The organism is Bradyrhizobium sp. ma5, assembly GCF_042258955.1.
Lineage (GTDB): Bacteria > Pseudomonadota > Alphaproteobacteria > Rhizobiales > Xanthobacteraceae > Bradyrhizobium.
In genome coordinates, this window is the sequence record NZ_CP170156.1 from 2,577,978 (window position 1) to 2,593,348 (window position 15,371).

A 15,371-nucleotide genomic window follows, 5' to 3' on the forward strand; every position below is an offset into this window, starting at 1 on the left:
CCTATATAGTGGTGGCCACCGGATCGGGTGCTCACCTGGGGAATGCCATGAACGCGTCGGAGCTTCGGGACATCATCGCATGGATGATCGGCGGCGCGCGGTCGGCGCCGACACCGGCGCAGATGATGGCGGAATGCTGCGAACGTCTGGTGCGAGCCGGGCTGCCGCTGTGGCGCGTCGGCGTCTTCGTGCGCACGCTGCATCCCGAGATCTACGGCCGCCATTTCTTCTGGAAGCCAGGCTCCGAGGTCGAGACCGGCACCGTCGGTCACAACATCGAGGACTCCCCGGAATATGCCGTTAGCCCGCTGTCGATCGTCTTCAAGCAGGGCGTTGAAGTGCGCGCGCGGCTCGACGACCCCGCCAGCACCCGCTTTCCGGTCGTCGTGGATCTGCAGGCCGAGGGCGTCACCGACTATATCGCGGTGCCGCTGATCAACACCGCCGGCCCCCCCAACGCCTCGAGTTGGACCACCAGGCAGCCGGGCGGCTTCACCGACGAGCAGCTCGATGCGATCCGCTCGATCACGATCCCGCTGTCGCGCTACATCGAGATCGTCACCCTGCGCCGTACCGCGTCGCTGCTGCTCGACACCTACGTCGGCAACCGCGCCGGCGAGCGCATCATGGGCGGACAGATCCGGCGCGGCCATGCCGATACGATGGATGCGGCGATCTGGCTGTCCGACCTGCGCGGCTTCACCGCGCTGTCGGACCGCTTGCCGTCCGAGACGGTTGTCGAGATCCTCAACCTCTATTTCGATTGCCAGGTCACCGCGATCCGCGACAATGGCGGCGAGGTGCTCAAATTCATGGGCGATGGCCTGCTCGCGGTGTTTCCGGTCGACGAGTATCTCGGCGACGAGGTGCAGGTCTGCTCGCGGGTGCTGGAGGCGGCGCGCGCATCCCGCGCCGGGGTCGAGGCGCTGCAATTCCCCAATGGCGACGCCGTCGAGCGTTTCCGCTTCGGCGTCGCGCTACATCTCGGGCGCGTGCTCTACGGCAATATCGGCGGCGGCAACCGGCTCGACTTCACCTGCATCGGCCCTGCGGTCAATCTCGCCGCGCGGCTCGAGAAGATCGCAGGGCGCCTCGGCCGCACCGTCGTGGCCTCCGAGCGCTTCGCCGGCATTCACGATGGCGGCTGGAGCGATCTCGGCGAGTTTCCGATCGCAGGATTTGCCAAGGCCGAGCGGGTCTACGGCCTGTTCGACGAGGCGCCGGTCGCTGCTGCCGGCTAAGGGCAGCGTACGTGACTGACACCCACGCGCAGCATCGCACCGGGGTCGCGCTGGTCGTGGCGGCTGCCGTGGCCTGGAGCACTGCGCCGTTCTTCACCCGGCTGCTGCACTTCGATTCCTGGACCATCCTGTTCTGGCGCGGGCTGTTCGGGGGCGGCGCGATCGCGCTGTTCCTGGTCGCCACGCAGGGCTGGCGCGGCGCGCGCGATCTCGTCGTGATGCCATTGAGCGGATGGCTGGTGGCCGGCCTCTCGACCTTCGGCATGGTGACGTTCATTCCGGCGCTGCAACTGACCAGCGTCGCCAATGTCGCCATTCTCATCGCGATGCAGCCGTTTGCGGCGGCCGCGATCGCCCGGCTTTGGCTCGGCGAGCGGGCTCGGCCCGGCACATTGCTGGCGAGCCTTGTCGCACTCGCGGGCGTCGCCATCACCGTCAGTGGTGCCGCTGCCATCACGGACTACAGGGGCATCGGCCTTGCCGGCGTGATGGTGCTGGCGATTTCGTTGATGACGGTGGTGATCCGGCGGCACAAGGGGACACCGATGATCGCCGCCGCGGCGCTCTCGAACTTTCTCGGCAGCGGCGTGAGTTTGCCGTTGGGGCTCGGCATCGGCGCGGTCACCGGTGCCGATCTCGGCGTGCTCGCGATGTTCGGCGTATGCCAGGTCGGTCTCGGCCTCACCCTGTTCACGGTCGGCTCGAGGTTGCTGCCGTCCGCGCAGGCCTCGCTGATCGCCACCCTCGAGACGCCGCTGATGCCGTTCTGGGTGTGGCTGGCGTTTGCCGAGGTGCCGTCGCTGCGCGCCCTGATCGGCGGCGCGTTGGTGATGGGGGCGGTCGTCGCCGACATTGCGCTGAGCCAGCGGGCCGAGCCAGTGCAGCGGTGATGCTTGCTATTCTTCCGGCTCGGTGGTGAACAGCAGCGGATAGCCTTTGGCGCGGCCGGCGTCGGTGGCGCGCGTCGCCTTGGTCTCGGCGACATCCCTGGTGAACACCGCGACCACGCAGACGCCGCGCTGGTGCGCGGTCAGCATCACCTTGTAGGCCTGGTCGTCGGTCATGCGGAATTCACCCTTCAGCACGGTGACGACGAATTCGCGCGGCGTGTAGTCGTCGTTGACCAGGATCACCTTGTGCAGGCGTGGCCGCTCGACCTTGGTCTTCGTCCTGGTTTTCGGCTTGACGACGCTATCGGGCATCGCACTCCCTCGCGATTGCACCGTAAGAATACCGTCTTCCCGTGCGTGTTGGAACCGTTCGATTTGCACGGCGTCATTGCGGCAACGGCACGGCGCGCGGTGCCGCATTCGTGGCAGGTGATGTCTAGCTTGCGGGCCTCTAACTTGCAGGCCTCTAACTTGCAGGCCTCTAACTCGAATGTGAAGGACAGATGATATCTGCGCTTTTCGCCGCCTGATTTGCGTGTCACCATGACAGGACACGACGGGAGGGCCGCAATGCGCTGGTATGTCTCGATCGGAGCGGTGCTTGTCGCGGGCATGTTGGCCAGCGGCGACGTGGCCGGTGTTGCCGCGCCAGGCCCTGGAACACAGACAGGCCGGCTGGCCGAAAAGGAATCCACGCCGAGCGTCGACATCGAATTGATCATCGCGGTCGACGTCTCCTATTCGATGGACATGGACGAACTCGCGATCCAGCGCGAGGGCTATGCGCAGGCGATCGTTTCCAAGGAATTCCTGCAGGCGCTGAAGGCCGGCCCGAACGGCAAGATCTCGATCACCTATTTCGAATGGGCCGCCTCCAACGACCAGAAGGTCATCATTCCCTGGCGGTTGATCGACGGCCCTGAATCCGCCGACGCGGTCTCCGCCGAGATCATGAAGACGCCGGTGCGCCGCGCCTCTCGCACCTCGATCTCGGGCGCGATCTATTTCGCGATCCCGATGTTCGACGAGAATCCACATCGCGGCCTGCGCCGCGTGATCGATATCTCCGGCGACGGCCCCAACAACAACGGCATGCCGATCACACCTGCGCGTGATGCGGCGCTCGACAAGGGCATCGTCATCAACGGCCTGCCGATCATGGTGAAGGAGCCGTCCTATTCGACGATGGATATCGAAAATCTCGACTTCTACTACGAGGACTGCGTGATCGGCGGGCCCGGCTCCTTCGTGGTGTCGATCAAGGATCGCGAGAAGTTCAAGGAAGCGATCCGCACCAAGCTGCTGCTCGAGGTCGCCGGCCGCACCCCCGACCGCCCGGTCGTGCGGACCGCCGAGAAGGAGCCGCGGGTCAGTTGCACGATCGGCGAGAAGATCTGGCAGGATCGCTGGGGGCGGTAGCAGCCTCGTAGGGTGGGTTAGCGAAGCGTAACCCAGCATTCGTTCCGCGGAGGCGCGGCGGGTTACGCTTCGCTAACCCGCCCTACAATCTCCCGAACTTCGTTCTCCAGCACCCGCAACGTCTGCATCGCGGCCGTGTGGTCGGCGGCACCAATCTGCCGCCACACCCCAGCGACGCGCCCGACGAGGTCGCGAACCGTTACCTGAAAATTCTCAGCCTGCGCCAGCGCGCCCTTTTCGTTGATCAGATACTGCCCATTCAGTGCAAACAGCACCTGCGCGATACAGGCCAGCGCGCGATAGGCGCAGCCGGCGATATGCGTGCTGTCGCCGCGCGGCAGCGCAAGCTCGGCATTCTCGATCGCGAACAGGATTTCCCATTGAAAGCGCCGGACCAGCGCGTCGCGCAAGGCCGGCGGGTAGGGCGAGGTCTTTGCCTTCAGCGCCGCGACGAAGCCATCGGGATCATGCAGGGCGCGGCACAGCGCAATCTCGCCCATCCAGATCGCCGAGCAGAAGCCGTGCGGATGGCCCGGCTGGTAGTGCATGCTGATCTCCCCGTTCCGGCAGGCATCGATGACGTCAGCGACCTCATCGATGCTGCGGTAGAGCAGGTCGACCTTGCGGCCGCCGATCGCAAGCCAGGCTCCGCCGACGATCCACCGTCCCCATTCGCCGACCGGCGTCACGTGGGCAGCAGTGGGGTTGTCGACAAGGCCGGCCACCGCGTCGCGCAGCCGATCGATGTCCAGCGCGGCGCCATCCCGAAAGTAGAGGCCGAGATCGGTGTCGGAGGCTTCATGCGCCGTGCCGCGCGCCCGCGAGCCACCGAGCACGATGGCGGCGACGCCCGGCACGCCGGCAAGGACGGGAATGATACGTGCGAGCAGCGGATCATGGGACATAAGATGCGGACTATAGCGAGACCGCCGCCTGCTGCGATAGTCGCAGCGAAGTCTCAGCGAGCGAAGCGCGCCACCAGCTCGACATGTGGGGTGTGGCGGAACTGATCGACCGGGGTGACGGCTGATATCTTGTAGCCGCCATCGATCAGGATTTTTGCGTCGCGCGCAAACGTTGCAGTGTTGCAGGACACCGCGACGACCACCGGCACCTTGCTCGCGGCAAGCTGGGTGACCAGCGCCTGCGCGCCTTGGCGGGGCGGATCGAACACGACGGCGTCGTAGTCGCGCAATTCCTGCGGCATCAGCGGGCGGCGGAACAGGTCGCGCGCCTCGGCCTTGAGCGGCTTCAACCCCGGCGTCAATTGCGCAGCCTTCTGCAGTGCCGCGACCGCGCCGGCGTCGCTGTCGAAGCCCGTGACCCGCGCCTTCTCGGCGAGGCGGAGCGCAAACGGACCGACACCGCAAAACAGATCGGCGATGTGCTTGGCGCGCCCACAATGCTCGCGAACCAGCGCAGCCAGCGTCTCCTCGCCCTTGGCGGTCGCCTGCAGGAACGAGCCCGGCGGCAGCACGACCTTCACCTTTCCGATCGCGACCTCGGGAGAGCCGCGTTGCAGCACCAGTTCGCCGTGCCGTGTCAGCCGCGCCAGCCGGTGTTTCTCCGCGACCCGCGACAGCGTGGTGATTAGGCTGGTCGGCAGCGCGCCGGAACCGCGCACGTCGATGTCGAGACCGTTGAGCGTCGCGGTCACCTGGATGTCGAGCGGCTTGCCGATCGAGATCAATGGCTCGGCCGTTGCCCAGGCCGCCTCGAGCGCGCCGTCGAGCGCCGGATCGAGGATCGGACAGCGGTCGACCGGGATGATGTCATGCGAACCGGCCGCAGCGAAGCCGACCTTGAGCACCTCATGGGTCCCCATGCGTCCGTGCAGCGTGATGCGGCGGCGGCCCGCGCCATGGGCGTCGAGCAGCGGTGCGACGTCGGCCGCGACCTTCGCCTGCGCCATCGTCTCGATCACGATGTTGCGCTTCCAGGCGTGATAGCCCGTATCATTCCAGTGCTGGATCGCGCAGCCGCCGCAGACGCCGAAATGCGGGCAGAACGGCGCGATCCGCTCGGGGCTTGCCTGCGTCACCCGCACCAGCCGCCGCCGGTCGGGATGATTGCCCGGGACGTCGTCGACCTCGACCGTCTCGCCGGCCAGCGTGGTCGGCACGAAGACCGACTGCGCGCCGTCGATCGCGACGCCGTCGCCGCGATGGCCGACATGGTCGATGGTGAGAAGTTCAGCCACGGCGTGCGCCGAGGAAGAATTCGATGTTGCCGTCGCCGCCGGTGATCGATGACGGGAACACCTGAATGTCGGTGCAGCCGAGCGAAGCGGCAAAGGCGGCGATATCGTCGCAGATCTCCTGGTGCACCATCGCATTGCGGATGACGCCGCGCTTGGCGTGTTTGCGCGCCGCCTCGAACTGCGGCTTGATCAGCGCCAAGAGATGCATCGGCGCCGCCGCCAGCGACAGCGCCACCGGCAGCACCAGTTTCAGCGAGATGAAGCTGACGTCGATCACGACGACATCGGGCCGCGCCGGCAGCCGCTTGCCCTCGAAATTCCTGATGTCGGTCTCTTCCATCGAGACGATCTTCGGATGCCCCTGTAGCGAGGGATGCAGCTGGCCGTGGCCGACATCGATGGCGAAGACGAGGCTCGCGCCATTGGCGAGCAGCACTTCGGTGAAGCCGCCGGTCGAGGCGCCGACATCGAGGCAGACGTGGCCCTCGACGTCGATCGGATAATGCTCGAGCGCACCGGCGAGCTTGACGCCGCCGCGCGAGACATAGGGGTGCGCCGGTTCGGCCGTGAGTTCGGCGCCGAGCGCCACGATCTCGGATGCCTTCGCAACCTGTTTGCCGTCGGCGGTGACGAGGCCGGCGTCGATCGCGGCGCGCGCCCGCGCCCGGCTTTCGAACAGGCCGCGCTCGACCAGCAGCACGTCGATGCGCTTGCTGGCGGATACGCCGTTGTCGTTGTCGCCCGGCTTGGTCACTTGCTTGGTCATTTGGCGCCCTGCCGGCGCTGCGCGGCGGCGAGCCGCACGCAGGTCTCGAAGGAGGTGAGATCGTGCCAGAGGTCGGCCGCAGGCTCCTTCGGCGTCACCAGCGGACTGCCGTGCAGATCGAGCGCGTGCATCATCATCAGATTGTCCGGCAAGCCAAACTCTTCCACCGTCAGCCCCTCCGCGTCGATCAGGCGTCCGTCGGATGCCGGCACCACCTGCTGCAGCCGCGCCACGCGATTGGCGTAGGACGTGGGATCGTTCGAATAGGCGAGGCACAGCTTGCCGCGTCCTGCCATGTAGCCGAGTTCGTAGACGGTGCCTGCGTCGGCACTGGGTCCGCGAAACGGCGTCAAATTGGCGATGACGGCGTCGGCCGACTCCATCATCGCCTCGTTGCTTTTGAAGATGGTGAGCGAGGCGCCGGCGACCGTGGGATTGATGCTGTTGTCGAGCGGATACAGCCCGGTCAGCCCGTGATAGGCGCAAACCTCCGCCTTGCGGCGGCCGATCTCCACGGCATCCGGCAGGAACACGTCAGGACCTGCCAGATAGATTTTCATGGACTTGCCGGCACCAGGGGCGCCGCCCGAGCAATGAGCGCGTTTTCAAGCGAAGTGGGTATCGGCTTCGCGTGATGAAAACGCGTCAAAACAAAAATCCAGAGCTCCGTTCCGATTCAATCGGAACGGATAAGGGCTCTAGGCGAGCTTGACGGTCTCGGTCTTGTAGTCCTTGCCGAGGGTCTCGAAGACCTTGGCAACGATGCTCTTGGCGTCGAGACCCGCGCGGGCATACATCGCCGCCGGCGAGTCATGGTCGAGGAACACGTCGGGCAGGATCATCGAGCGGAACTTGAGCATGCCGCTGTCCAGCATGGCGTTGTCGGACAGGTACTGCATGACATGCGAGCCGAAGCCGCCGATCGAGCCTTCCTCGATGGTGATCAGGATCTCGTGGTCGCGGGCGAGCTTCATGATCATCCCTTCGTCGAGCGGCTTCATGAAGCGCGCGTCGGCAATCGTGGCGGAGAGGCCGTGGGCAGCGAGCTCATCGGCGGCCTTCTCGCACTCGGCGAGGCGGGTGCCGAACGACAGCAGCGCGACCTGCTTGCCCTCGCGGACGATGCGGCCCTTGCCGATCTCCAGGGGAATGCCGACTTCCGGCATCTCGACGCCGCGGCCCTCGCCGCGCGGATAGCGCAGTGCGCTCGGACGATCGTTGATCGCAACCTGGGTTGCCACCATGTGAACCATTTCCGCCTCGTCGGAGGCCGCCATGATCACGAAGTTCGGCAGGCAGCCGAGATAGGCGTTGTCGAACGAACCGGCATGCGTCGCGCCGTCGGCGCCGACCAGGCCGGCGCGGTCGATCGCGAAGCGGACCGGCAGGCTCTGGATCGCGACGTCATGGACCACCTGGTCATAGCCGCGCTGCAGGAAGGTCGAATAGATCGCGCAGAACGGCTTGTAGCCCTCGGTGGCGAGGCCGGCGGCGAACGTCACCGCATGCTGCTCGGCGATGCCGACGTCGAAGGTGCGGTCCGGGAACGCCTTGTTGAAGATGTCGACGCCGGTGCCCGACGGCATCGCCGCGGTGATGGCGACGATCTTGTCGTCCTTCTGGGCTTCCTTGACGAGGCTCTGGCCGAACACGTTCTGGTAGGCCGGCGCGTTCGGCTTGGCCTTGGCCTGGGTGCCGGTCGCGACGTCGAACTTGACCACGGCGTGGTACTTGTCGGCGGAAGCCTCGGCCGGGCCGTAGCCCTTGCCCTTCTGGGTCACGACGTGAACCAGGATCGGCCCGGTCTCCATGTCGCGGACGTTCTTCAGCACCGGCAGCAGATGGTCGAGATTGTGGCCGTCGATCGGGCCGACATAATAGAAGCCGAGCTCCTCGAACAGCGTGCCGCCGTCCATCATGAAGCCGCGGGAATATTCCTCGACGCGGTTGGCGCGGTTGGCGAGGATCTTCGGCAGGCGCTTGTTGATCTGCTTGGCCGCCTCGCGCAGCGAGCGGTAGGTCTTGCCGGAGTAGAGGCGTGACAGATAGGCGCTCATCGCGCCGACCGGCGGTGCGATCGACATGTCGTTATCGTTGAGGATCACGATCAGGCGCGAGTTCATCGCGCCGGCGTTGTTCATGGCCTCATAGGCCATGCCAGCCGACATCGCGCCGTCACCGATCACGGCGATAACGTTGTTCTTGCCGCCGGCGAGGTCGCGCGCCACGGCCATGCCGAGGCCGGCCGAAATCGAGGTCGAGGAGTGCGCAGCGCCGAACGGATCGTAGTCGCTCTCGGTACGCTTGGTGAAGCCGGAGAGGCCGCCGGCGGTGCGCAGGGTGCGGATGCGGTCGCGGCGCCCGGTCAGGATTTTGTGCGGATAGGCCTGGTGGCCGACGTCCCAGATCAGGCGGTCGCGCGGGGTGTCGAAGATGTAGTGGATGGCGGTGGTCAGTTCGACCACGCCGAGGCCGGCGCCGAAATGGCCGCCGGTCACCGACACGGCGTCGATGGTTTCCTGGCGGAGCTCGTCGGCAACCTGCCGCACCTGCTCGACCTTCAGCTTGCGTAGGTCATCCGGCGTGTGAATAGTGTCAAGAAGCGGCGTTTTACTAAATGTGGTCACAGCGAATTTCCAATTTTTGTCTGTCGGAACGAACGGCCCGACGCGAGATGGGTTGGCGCGCTCACCGCGCAGCGAATGCCAGACACTGGGTGCCGTCCCGGCAGGCCCTGCCTGGTTGTAAGCCTAGATTCACTCCGGATTGGACCACGTGATATGCATCACCTTGGTCGCTCTTCACCCGTCCCGGTTCAGTTTTGTCGAACCATTTGAGATGCATGCCGCCCGAAAAATTCGGGCCGCCCGACACCCTCAAATGCCCATAGAACTGGAAGCATTACACCAAAGCCGCAGCCAAAGCCAACCCGATAGGGCGCGCAGGGTTCCTATGCGCCGTCCCGAAAAGTCTAGACTTTTCAATGCTTGGGCTAGGATCGGGTTCCATTTTGGCTATTTTAGCGGCAGCCCCAATGGTCCGGATTGGCCTGATTCGTAGCCCACCCGATTGCCGCGGTCGCCCCGCTGCGTCGTCGTTCAACGGAAATGCGCAGCAACAATCGCCCGCCGAGGCGGACATCCTGTCGCATGATCGCGGCGTATCGGCGCCTCTTGCCGCTACTGCACGTCGAGTGGCTCGGTGCCGGTCGGCTGGCCCGAGGCGTCGGTGGTGATCTTGTCGACGCGGGCTTCGGCCTGGCGCAGCAATTCCTCGCAGCGCCGCTTCAGCGCCTCGCCGCGCTCATAGATCGCGACCGATTCCTCAAGCGGGACCTTGCCGTCCTCGAGCCGCTTGACGATCGATTCGAGTTCCTCGATCGCGCGTTCAAAGGAGAGCTTCTTGACGTCGGCTTGAGTATTTTCGGCCATTATGTGTTCCCAGTGCGCCGATCAGACCGTGATCGGATCTCGTCGTCCAAACATGAGCCGTCGCAGGCCATGCTTGCCCCGGCGCAGAATCAATCGAATTTTTGCGGGGGTATTGTGGCGGGGATTTACCTGCCCATCAATGCGGTGACGTGAGATGCCACCGACTCTTTCAGGCCCTCGAGGTCGTAGCCACCCTCCAGCACGGAGACGACGCGGCCGCCGGCGCTCTTGTCGGCGAGGTCCATCAGCCTGCGCGTGACCCAGCCGAAATCCTCGCCGGTCAGGTTGATCGAGGCCAGCGGATCGCGGTGATGCGCGTCGAAGCCCGCCGAGATCACGACGAGTTCGGGGGAGAACTTCTCGAGCTGCGGCAGGATGAGGTTCTCGAAGGCGGAGCGGAATTTGGCGCCGCCGTCGCCGGGCGAAAGCGGCGCGTTGACGACGGTGTCGTGCTCGCCGCGCTCGCCGGCAGCGCCAGTGCCGGGGAATAGCGGCATCTGATGCGTCGAGCAGTACATCACGGTCGGATCGGCCCAGAAGATATCCTGCGTGCCGTTGCCGTGATGGACATCGAAATCGATGATCGCAGCGCGCTTGATGCCGTATTTGCGCTGCGCGTGGCGCGCGGCGATCGCGACATTGTCGAAGAAGCAGAAGCCCATCGGCGTCGACTTCTCGGCGTGATGCCCGGGCGGGCGCACCGCGACGAAGGCGTTCTGGTGCTTGCCCTCCATCACCGCATCCGTCGCCGCCACTGCGCCGCCGACGCCGCGCATCACGGCTTCCCAGGTGCCCGGCGACATCGAGGTGTCGCCGTCGATATAGATCATGCCAGAGGTCGGCGCGATGTGGCGCAGCTCGCCGACATAGTGCTCGCCATGACAGAGCAGCACGCTGTCGAGGTCGCCTTCCGGCGCGAGGTCGCGCACCAGCGCCTTGAAGCGGTCCTCGCCGAGCACCTCGGCAACCGCGCGCAGCCGGTCGGGGCGTTCGGGGTGTCCGGGTGGCGTCAGGTGATCGAGGCAGGCGGTGTGCGTCAGAAGCAGTGTCATGCAAATTCCCGGCGCATTGGGGCGCGTGCGAGGAGCGTCTAATTTAGGCCGTTACCGGCTCGCCGGAAAGGCCTGTCTCGGCCCCACTGATGTTCCATGTCCGCACTTCAATTGATCCGCTCGATCCGCTTGCCGGCCGCCGGGCCGACCGGGCTGTTGGCCTTGAAGTAGGCATAGAGGGCATCGACGTCGTAGATGCCGAATTGCTGCGCCGTGCCTTCCTTGAACACCGTGAAGCCGTCGCCGCCCTCGGCGAGATAATTGTTCACGGTGACGCGATAGCTCGCGGCCGGGTCGATCGGCTTGCCGTCGAGCGACATCCGCGCGGCGATGATGCGCGCGCCGTCGCCCTTGCTCGCATCCCACGCATAGGCAAAGCCTTTCGAGACCTGTAGCGCACGCGGCCGTTTCGGGTCGGCCCATTGCTGCTCCAGCACGTCCTTGAGCTGCTTGCCGGTCAGCGTCATCGTCACCAGCTGGTTGCGGAACGGCTGGCTGGCGAAGATGTCGGCATAGGTGATGGCGCCGTCCTCGCGCCTGACGATGTCGGTGCGCACGCCGCCGGGATTGGTGAAGGCGATCACCGCGCCGCCATTCGGCTCGGAGCTCGTCGCGCGCAGCTGCGCGTCGGCGACGATATCGCCGAGCACGCTTTCGCCGGTCTCGGCAGGCGTGCGCGACAGCGTTTCCGTGACCGAGCCGGCCGCGCGGTTGGCGATCGGCGCGGCCAGCCGGTCGTAGGATTCCAGCAGCGCGCTCTGCTCCGGGTCCTTGGCTGTGCCGCCGATCTTCACGATGGTGTTGTCGGCCTTGGCGCTGATCACGTCGTGGCTGTTCGGATCGAGCTGAAGGTCGATCGCGGTGACCAGCGTGCCGTATTTGTCGCCTGATGTGACGAGCCGTCCGTCAATCTCGCAGACATAGGCCTGGTGGGTGTGGCCGGAGATCACGACGTCGACCGCCTTGTCGAATTTCTTGACGATGTCGACGATCGGCCCGGAGATGCCGGGGCATTCATTATAGTCGCCGGTTGGAAAGCCGCCCTCGTGGATCAGGACCACGATCGCCTCGACGCCTTTCGCCTTCAGCTCGGGGACCAACGCATTGACGGTCTCGGCCTCATCGCGGAATTCGAGGCTGGCGACGCCGGCCGGCGACACCAGGTTCGGCGTGTTCTTCAGGGTCAGCCCGATGAAGGCCACCGGAATGCCGTCGAACTCCTTGATCTCGTAGGGCGGAAACACCGGTTTGCCGGTGGCCTTGTCGATCGTGGAGGCGGCGAGATAGCGGAATTTGGCCCCCAGGAAGGGATGCGGCCCCTGGCACTTGTCGACCGGGTGGCAGCCGCCATTCTGCATCCGCAGCAGCTCGTCCTTGCCCTCGTCGAATTCGTGATTGCCGACCGACGAGATCGCAAGCCCCATCATCGACAGCGACTCGATGGTCGGCTCGTCGTGAAACATCGCCGACAAGAACGGGCTCGCACCGATCAGGTCGCCGGCCGCGACGAAGATATTGTTCTTATGGCCTTCACGCAGCTGCTTGACGACGGTCGCCACCCGCTCGGCGCCGCCGGCGGGCACCATGATCTTTTTGGTCGCGTCAGCGGGATCGGTGATGCGGATGCCGCCCGGCGGCGGCCGCAGATAGCCGTGGAAATCGTTGATCGCGAGAATCCGCAGGTTCACCGGCGCTGCGGTCTGCGCCAGGCAGGGGCTTGCCGTGGCCAGTCCGAGTGCGCAGAGCGCGGCGAGGGGCGTAAGGCGATGGTGTCTCATGACCTGTCCATGGCGTGCACGATCATGGAACACACGATCATGGCGCGACGCCACTACAATTTTGCGACGCTTCGTTTCAATCCTTGGTGCGCGCGACGAAGGCCTTGAAGGCGCTGACCGCCTCGTTGGAGCGCATCCGCTCGCTGAACAGATGGTTCTCCTGCTCGATGCGGCGGGTGACGTCCTCGGGCGGCAGCCGGATCAGGCGGCGCGAGATCGCCACCGCCTCGGCCGGCAGTGCGCAGATCTCGCGCGCCACCTTGTGCGCCTCGACCTCGGCATGCCCCGGCGCCACCACGGTGTTGACGAAACCGGCGACGCGGGCGTCGTCGGCCGACATGGTGCGGCCCATCACCAGCATCGCAAAGGCGCGCTGATGGCCCATCGTGCGCGGCATCAGCAGGCTGGAGGCGCCTTCCGGCACCAGGCCGAAATTGGAGAACGGCGTCGAGAACAGCGCGGTCTTGCTCGCCAGCACATAGTCGCAGTGAAACAGCATCGTGGTGCCGATGCCCATCGCGACGCCGTCGACGGCAGCGATGATCGGCTTCACATTGTGGGCTAGTGAATACAGGAACTTGACCAGATCGGAGGCGGGCGGCGTCTCGCCGGTCGAGGTGCCCTGCGCGAGCAGGTCCTCGATGTCGTTGCCCGCGGTGAACACGCCGGAGCCGCCGGTGATGATCAGGCAGCGGATCTTCGGATTGTTCTGCGCCTTGTCGATCGCATCGCTGATCGCGCGAAACATCTCCTGGGTGATCGCGTTCTTCTTCTCGGGCCTGCGCAGCCGGATCACGCGTGTGGCGGCTTCGTCCGTGACTATGACATGCGCGCTCATCAAGCAGTCCCAGGTAAAGCGGTCCGAGTGTCGGCCGGCAGCGTCGCCGGCTGAGGTCGTGACCGCTATCCTACATGATCCCGTGCAAGCCCCAAGGGCTCCAGCGTGTTCTGCTCTGCTTTTCCCCGTGGGCGAGTATGAGAACGGCGCAATGCAGTTAACCGGAATTCGCGATTTCCGGGGTGCCGGCCGCGCAAGCCGAACCGCGGCCGTCGCACGTATCCCTTCATCGTGCTCCGCTCAGCCGCGCCCGACGAACGAGCCGATGCCCCGGCCGACCGCGGCGCCATGCTGGAACAGCGCGCCGAGATGATCGCCGGGGACCGACATAGCATCAAGGCCGTTCTCCGCGGCAAAGCGCTGCATCGGCGCATGCGGTCCGTCGCCCTGTCCGTTCCAGAGCAGCACGGGCACGCGTGAGGAGAGCACGGCGTCCCTGGCGCCATCGATCTGGCCGAGCGCATCGAAGCAGGCGCGCACGCCGCCTTCGAGGTCGGACGTCACCCATCCCGTGAGCTGCGGCGCGGTGCGGCGTGCAAACGTCATGAAGGCGCCATACGTCAGCGGGCCGGCGTTGCCGCGCGGCAGCCCGGTAACAAAGTCCCAGCCGCCGATTGCCAGCGACGCCAGCCGGGTGGGGAAGAACCGGGCGACGCCGACCGCCACCCAGCCGCCCATCGAATGTCCAACCACGTGTGCGCGCTCGTGGCCGAGATCATCGATCACGGCGACGATATCGCCGGCACGTTGTTCCTGATCGTAGAACTCGGGATCGGCAGGCTTGTCGCTCAAACCATGTCCGAGCGAATCGACGCAGACGACGCGGAAGCGATCGGTGAGCGCGTCGACCACGCCGCACTGCTTCCAGCTGGCGGCGTCGAGCAGCAGGCCGTGCTGGAGCACGATCAGTGGCCCGGATCCTTCAACGGTATAATGGATGCGCTGGCCCCGATGATTGGCGAAAGGCATGTCTGGAGTTCCCCACGTTTCATCGACAGGTGAGCGCGGAGGCGCCGGGATTCAAGGCTGTTCCGGATCGGGAACCGGTCCGCGACGCCCGATCGCGTGCGGAACCTGGCGCTCAAAGCGTTTTCGAGCGAAGTGGATACCGGCTCGCGTAAAGGAACGCGTCAAAACAAGAATCTGGAGCTTCGTTTCGATTCGATCGGAACGAAGCTCTAGCCGCCCCAGACGGTGGCTTCGCGCCAGCCGAGGTCCTTGAACTCGGTTTCCCGCAGCGGCGCCTCGCCGGCGGCGAAGAATTCGTCGAGCTGCGGCGGCTTGACGGTGGTTTCGGAGAGCATCGCGTGGGCCTGGCCGCGATGATGGATCTGGTGCTGAAACAGATGCATCAGAAGGCGGTCGCGCCGCTCGGTCTGCACGGAAGTGTCGCGGTTGACCTTGACCACTTCATCGAGCCGTTCAGGCGTAAGCGCATCGCAGTGAACGATCAGGCGCTGGTCGATCGCGCGTTGCGCAGCTTGCAGCGCCGCGACCGACGGGTAGGGCACTTCATCGGCCCACGCCTTCGGCCCGAGCCAGCCCCCTTCGAGCGCGTCGATATAGAAGAGATCGATGACATGGATGTGGTTCAGCGTCGCCTGCAGGCTCGGGAAGAATCCGGTCCGCGCGGCGGCGAACTCTGCCTGGCTGAGCCCGGCGCATGCCGTGAGCAGGCGATGATTGGCCCAGGCATTGTTGTAGGCAAAGGCGCGAAAGGTCTGAACGAGGCCTGCTTGCATATTGGTCCTCACTG

At 65.5% G+C, this 15,371-nt stretch carries 15 protein-coding genes; 3 read left to right on the forward strand and 12 right to left on the reverse strand.

What is annotated here, in order from left to right; all coding sequences use genetic code 11:
- The first annotated feature begins 47 nt into the window (after positions 1–47).
- Entirely contained in the window at positions 48–1,241 is a 1,194-nt protein-coding gene (locus tag ACE103_RS11920) for an adenylate/guanylate cyclase domain-containing protein (protein ID WP_375779572.1), read from the forward strand.
- Between the two features lie 11 nt (positions 1,242–1,252).
- Positions 1,253–2,131, forward strand: a complete 879-nt coding sequence (locus ACE103_RS11925) for a DMT family transporter (RefSeq protein WP_375779573.1) — start codon at positions 1,253–1,255, stop codon at positions 2,129–2,131.
- 6 nt (positions 2,132–2,137) lie between these two features.
- On the opposite strand, the gene clpS is transcribed toward ACE103_RS11925, so the two are convergent.
- The gene (gene clpS / locus ACE103_RS11930; RefSeq protein WP_024580653.1) at positions 2,138–2,443 is read right to left on the reverse strand and encodes an ATP-dependent Clp protease adapter ClpS; all 306 of its coding nucleotides are present in this window, start codon (positions 2,441–2,443) and stop codon (positions 2,138–2,140) included.
- Positions 2,444–2,701: 258 nt separating this feature from the next.
- Here clpS and ACE103_RS11935 point away from each other — a divergent pair, with 258 nt between their 5' ends.
- Positions 2,702–3,550: a DUF1194 domain-containing protein gene (locus tag ACE103_RS11935; RefSeq protein ID WP_375779574.1), complete on the forward strand. Its 849-nt coding sequence runs from the start codon at positions 2,702–2,704 to the stop codon at positions 3,548–3,550.
- Between the two features lie 62 nt (positions 3,551–3,612).
- Here ACE103_RS11935 and ACE103_RS11940 read toward each other — a convergent pair whose 3' ends face one another.
- The 11 genes from ACE103_RS11940 to ACE103_RS11990 form a co-directional block, all read right to left on the reverse strand.
- Positions 3,613–4,455 (reverse strand): nucleotidyltransferase domain-containing protein, encoded by an 843-nt coding sequence (locus tag ACE103_RS11940; protein WP_375779575.1) that lies wholly within the window; start codon positions 4,453–4,455, stop codon positions 3,613–3,615.
- Between the two features lie 53 nt (positions 4,456–4,508).
- Positions 4,509–5,750 carry a class I SAM-dependent RNA methyltransferase gene (locus tag ACE103_RS11945; protein ID WP_375779576.1) on the reverse strand — a complete coding sequence of 414 codons (1,242 nt, stop codon included), beginning with the start codon at positions 5,748–5,750 and terminating at the stop codon, positions 4,509–4,511.
- Entirely contained in the window at positions 5,743–6,516 is a 774-nt protein-coding gene (locus ACE103_RS11950; RefSeq protein WP_375779577.1) for a TlyA family RNA methyltransferase, read from the reverse strand. The genes ACE103_RS11945 and ACE103_RS11950 overlap by 8 nt, the downstream gene beginning before the upstream one ends.
- On the reverse strand, positions 6,513–7,076 hold the full coding sequence (locus tag ACE103_RS11955) for a nucleoside 2-deoxyribosyltransferase (protein ID WP_223969847.1): 564 nt from the start codon (positions 7,074–7,076) through the stop codon (positions 6,513–6,515). Before ACE103_RS11955 ends, ACE103_RS11950 begins: the two co-directional genes overlap by 4 nt.
- A gap of 138 nt (positions 7,077–7,214) precedes the next feature.
- Positions 7,215–9,143 (reverse strand): 1-deoxy-D-xylulose-5-phosphate synthase, encoded by a 1,929-nt coding sequence (gene dxs / locus ACE103_RS11960; protein WP_375779578.1) that lies wholly within the window; start codon positions 9,141–9,143, stop codon positions 7,215–7,217.
- A gap of 552 nt (positions 9,144–9,695) precedes the next feature.
- Entirely contained in the window at positions 9,696–9,947 is a 252-nt protein-coding gene (locus tag ACE103_RS11965; RefSeq protein WP_028334494.1) for an exodeoxyribonuclease VII small subunit, read from the reverse strand.
- A gap of 125 nt (positions 9,948–10,072) precedes the next feature.
- On the reverse strand, positions 10,073–10,999 hold the full coding sequence (locus ACE103_RS11970; protein WP_375779579.1) for a histone deacetylase family protein: 927 nt from the start codon (positions 10,997–10,999) through the stop codon (positions 10,073–10,075).
- Between the two features lie 107 nt (positions 11,000–11,106).
- Positions 11,107–12,777 (reverse strand): bifunctional metallophosphatase/5'-nucleotidase, encoded by a 1,671-nt coding sequence (locus ACE103_RS11975; RefSeq protein ID WP_375779580.1) that lies wholly within the window; start codon positions 12,775–12,777, stop codon positions 11,107–11,109.
- Between the two features lie 76 nt (positions 12,778–12,853).
- Positions 12,854–13,615: a crotonase/enoyl-CoA hydratase family protein gene (locus ACE103_RS11980; protein WP_223969843.1), complete on the reverse strand. Its 762-nt coding sequence runs from the start codon at positions 13,613–13,615 to the stop codon at positions 12,854–12,856.
- A 240-nt stretch (positions 13,616–13,855) separates the two neighbouring features.
- A complete protein-coding gene (locus tag ACE103_RS11985) occupies positions 13,856–14,584 on the reverse strand; it encodes an alpha/beta fold hydrolase (RefSeq protein WP_375779581.1) in 729 nt (242 codons plus the stop codon).
- Between the two features lie 209 nt (positions 14,585–14,793).
- On the reverse strand, positions 14,794–15,357 hold the full coding sequence (locus ACE103_RS11990) for a DinB family protein (RefSeq protein ID WP_375779582.1): 564 nt from the start codon (positions 15,355–15,357) through the stop codon (positions 14,794–14,796).
- Between the last annotated feature and the right edge of the window lie 14 nt (positions 15,358–15,371).

What these genes read in the sequence shown, in the direction of transcription:
- ACE103_RS11920 (WP_375779572.1), top strand. Translation starts at nt 48, where the DNA reads ATGAACGCGTCGGAGCTTCGGGACATCATCGCATGGATGATCGGCGGC.
- clpS (WP_024580653.1), bottom strand. Translation starts at nt 2,443, where the DNA reads ATGCCCGATAGCGTCGTCAAGCCGAAAACCAGGACGAAGACCAAGGTC.
- ACE103_RS11935 (WP_375779574.1), top strand. Translation starts at nt 2,702, where the DNA reads ATGCGCTGGTATGTCTCGATCGGAGCGGTGCTTGTCGCGGGCATGTTG.
- ACE103_RS11940 (WP_375779575.1), bottom strand. Translation starts at nt 4,455, where the DNA reads ATGTCCCATGATCCGCTGCTCGCACGTATCATTCCCGTCCTTGCCGGC.
- ACE103_RS11950 (WP_375779577.1), bottom strand. Translation starts at nt 6,516, where the DNA reads ATGACCAAGCAAGTGACCAAGCCGGGCGACAACGACAACGGCGTATCC.
- ACE103_RS11955 (WP_223969847.1), bottom strand. Translation starts at nt 7,076, where the DNA reads ATGAAAATCTATCTGGCAGGTCCTGACGTGTTCCTGCCGGATGCCGTG.
- ACE103_RS11965 (WP_028334494.1), bottom strand. Translation starts at nt 9,947, where the DNA reads ATGGCCGAAAATACTCAAGCCGACGTCAAGAAGCTCTCCTTTGAACGC.
- ACE103_RS11970 (WP_375779579.1), bottom strand. Translation starts at nt 10,999, where the DNA reads ATGACACTGCTTCTGACGCACACCGCCTGCCTCGATCACCTGACGCCA.
- ACE103_RS11975 (WP_375779580.1), bottom strand. Translation starts at nt 12,777, where the DNA reads ATGAGACACCATCGCCTTACGCCCCTCGCCGCGCTCTGCGCACTCGGA.
- ACE103_RS11980 (WP_223969843.1), bottom strand. Translation starts at nt 13,615, where the DNA reads ATGAGCGCGCATGTCATAGTCACGGACGAAGCCGCCACACGCGTGATC.
- ACE103_RS11985 (WP_375779581.1), bottom strand. Translation starts at nt 14,584, where the DNA reads ATGCCTTTCGCCAATCATCGGGGCCAGCGCATCCATTATACCGTTGAA.
- ACE103_RS11990 (WP_375779582.1), bottom strand. Translation starts at nt 15,357, where the DNA reads ATGCAAGCAGGCCTCGTTCAGACCTTTCGCGCCTTTGCCTACAACAAT.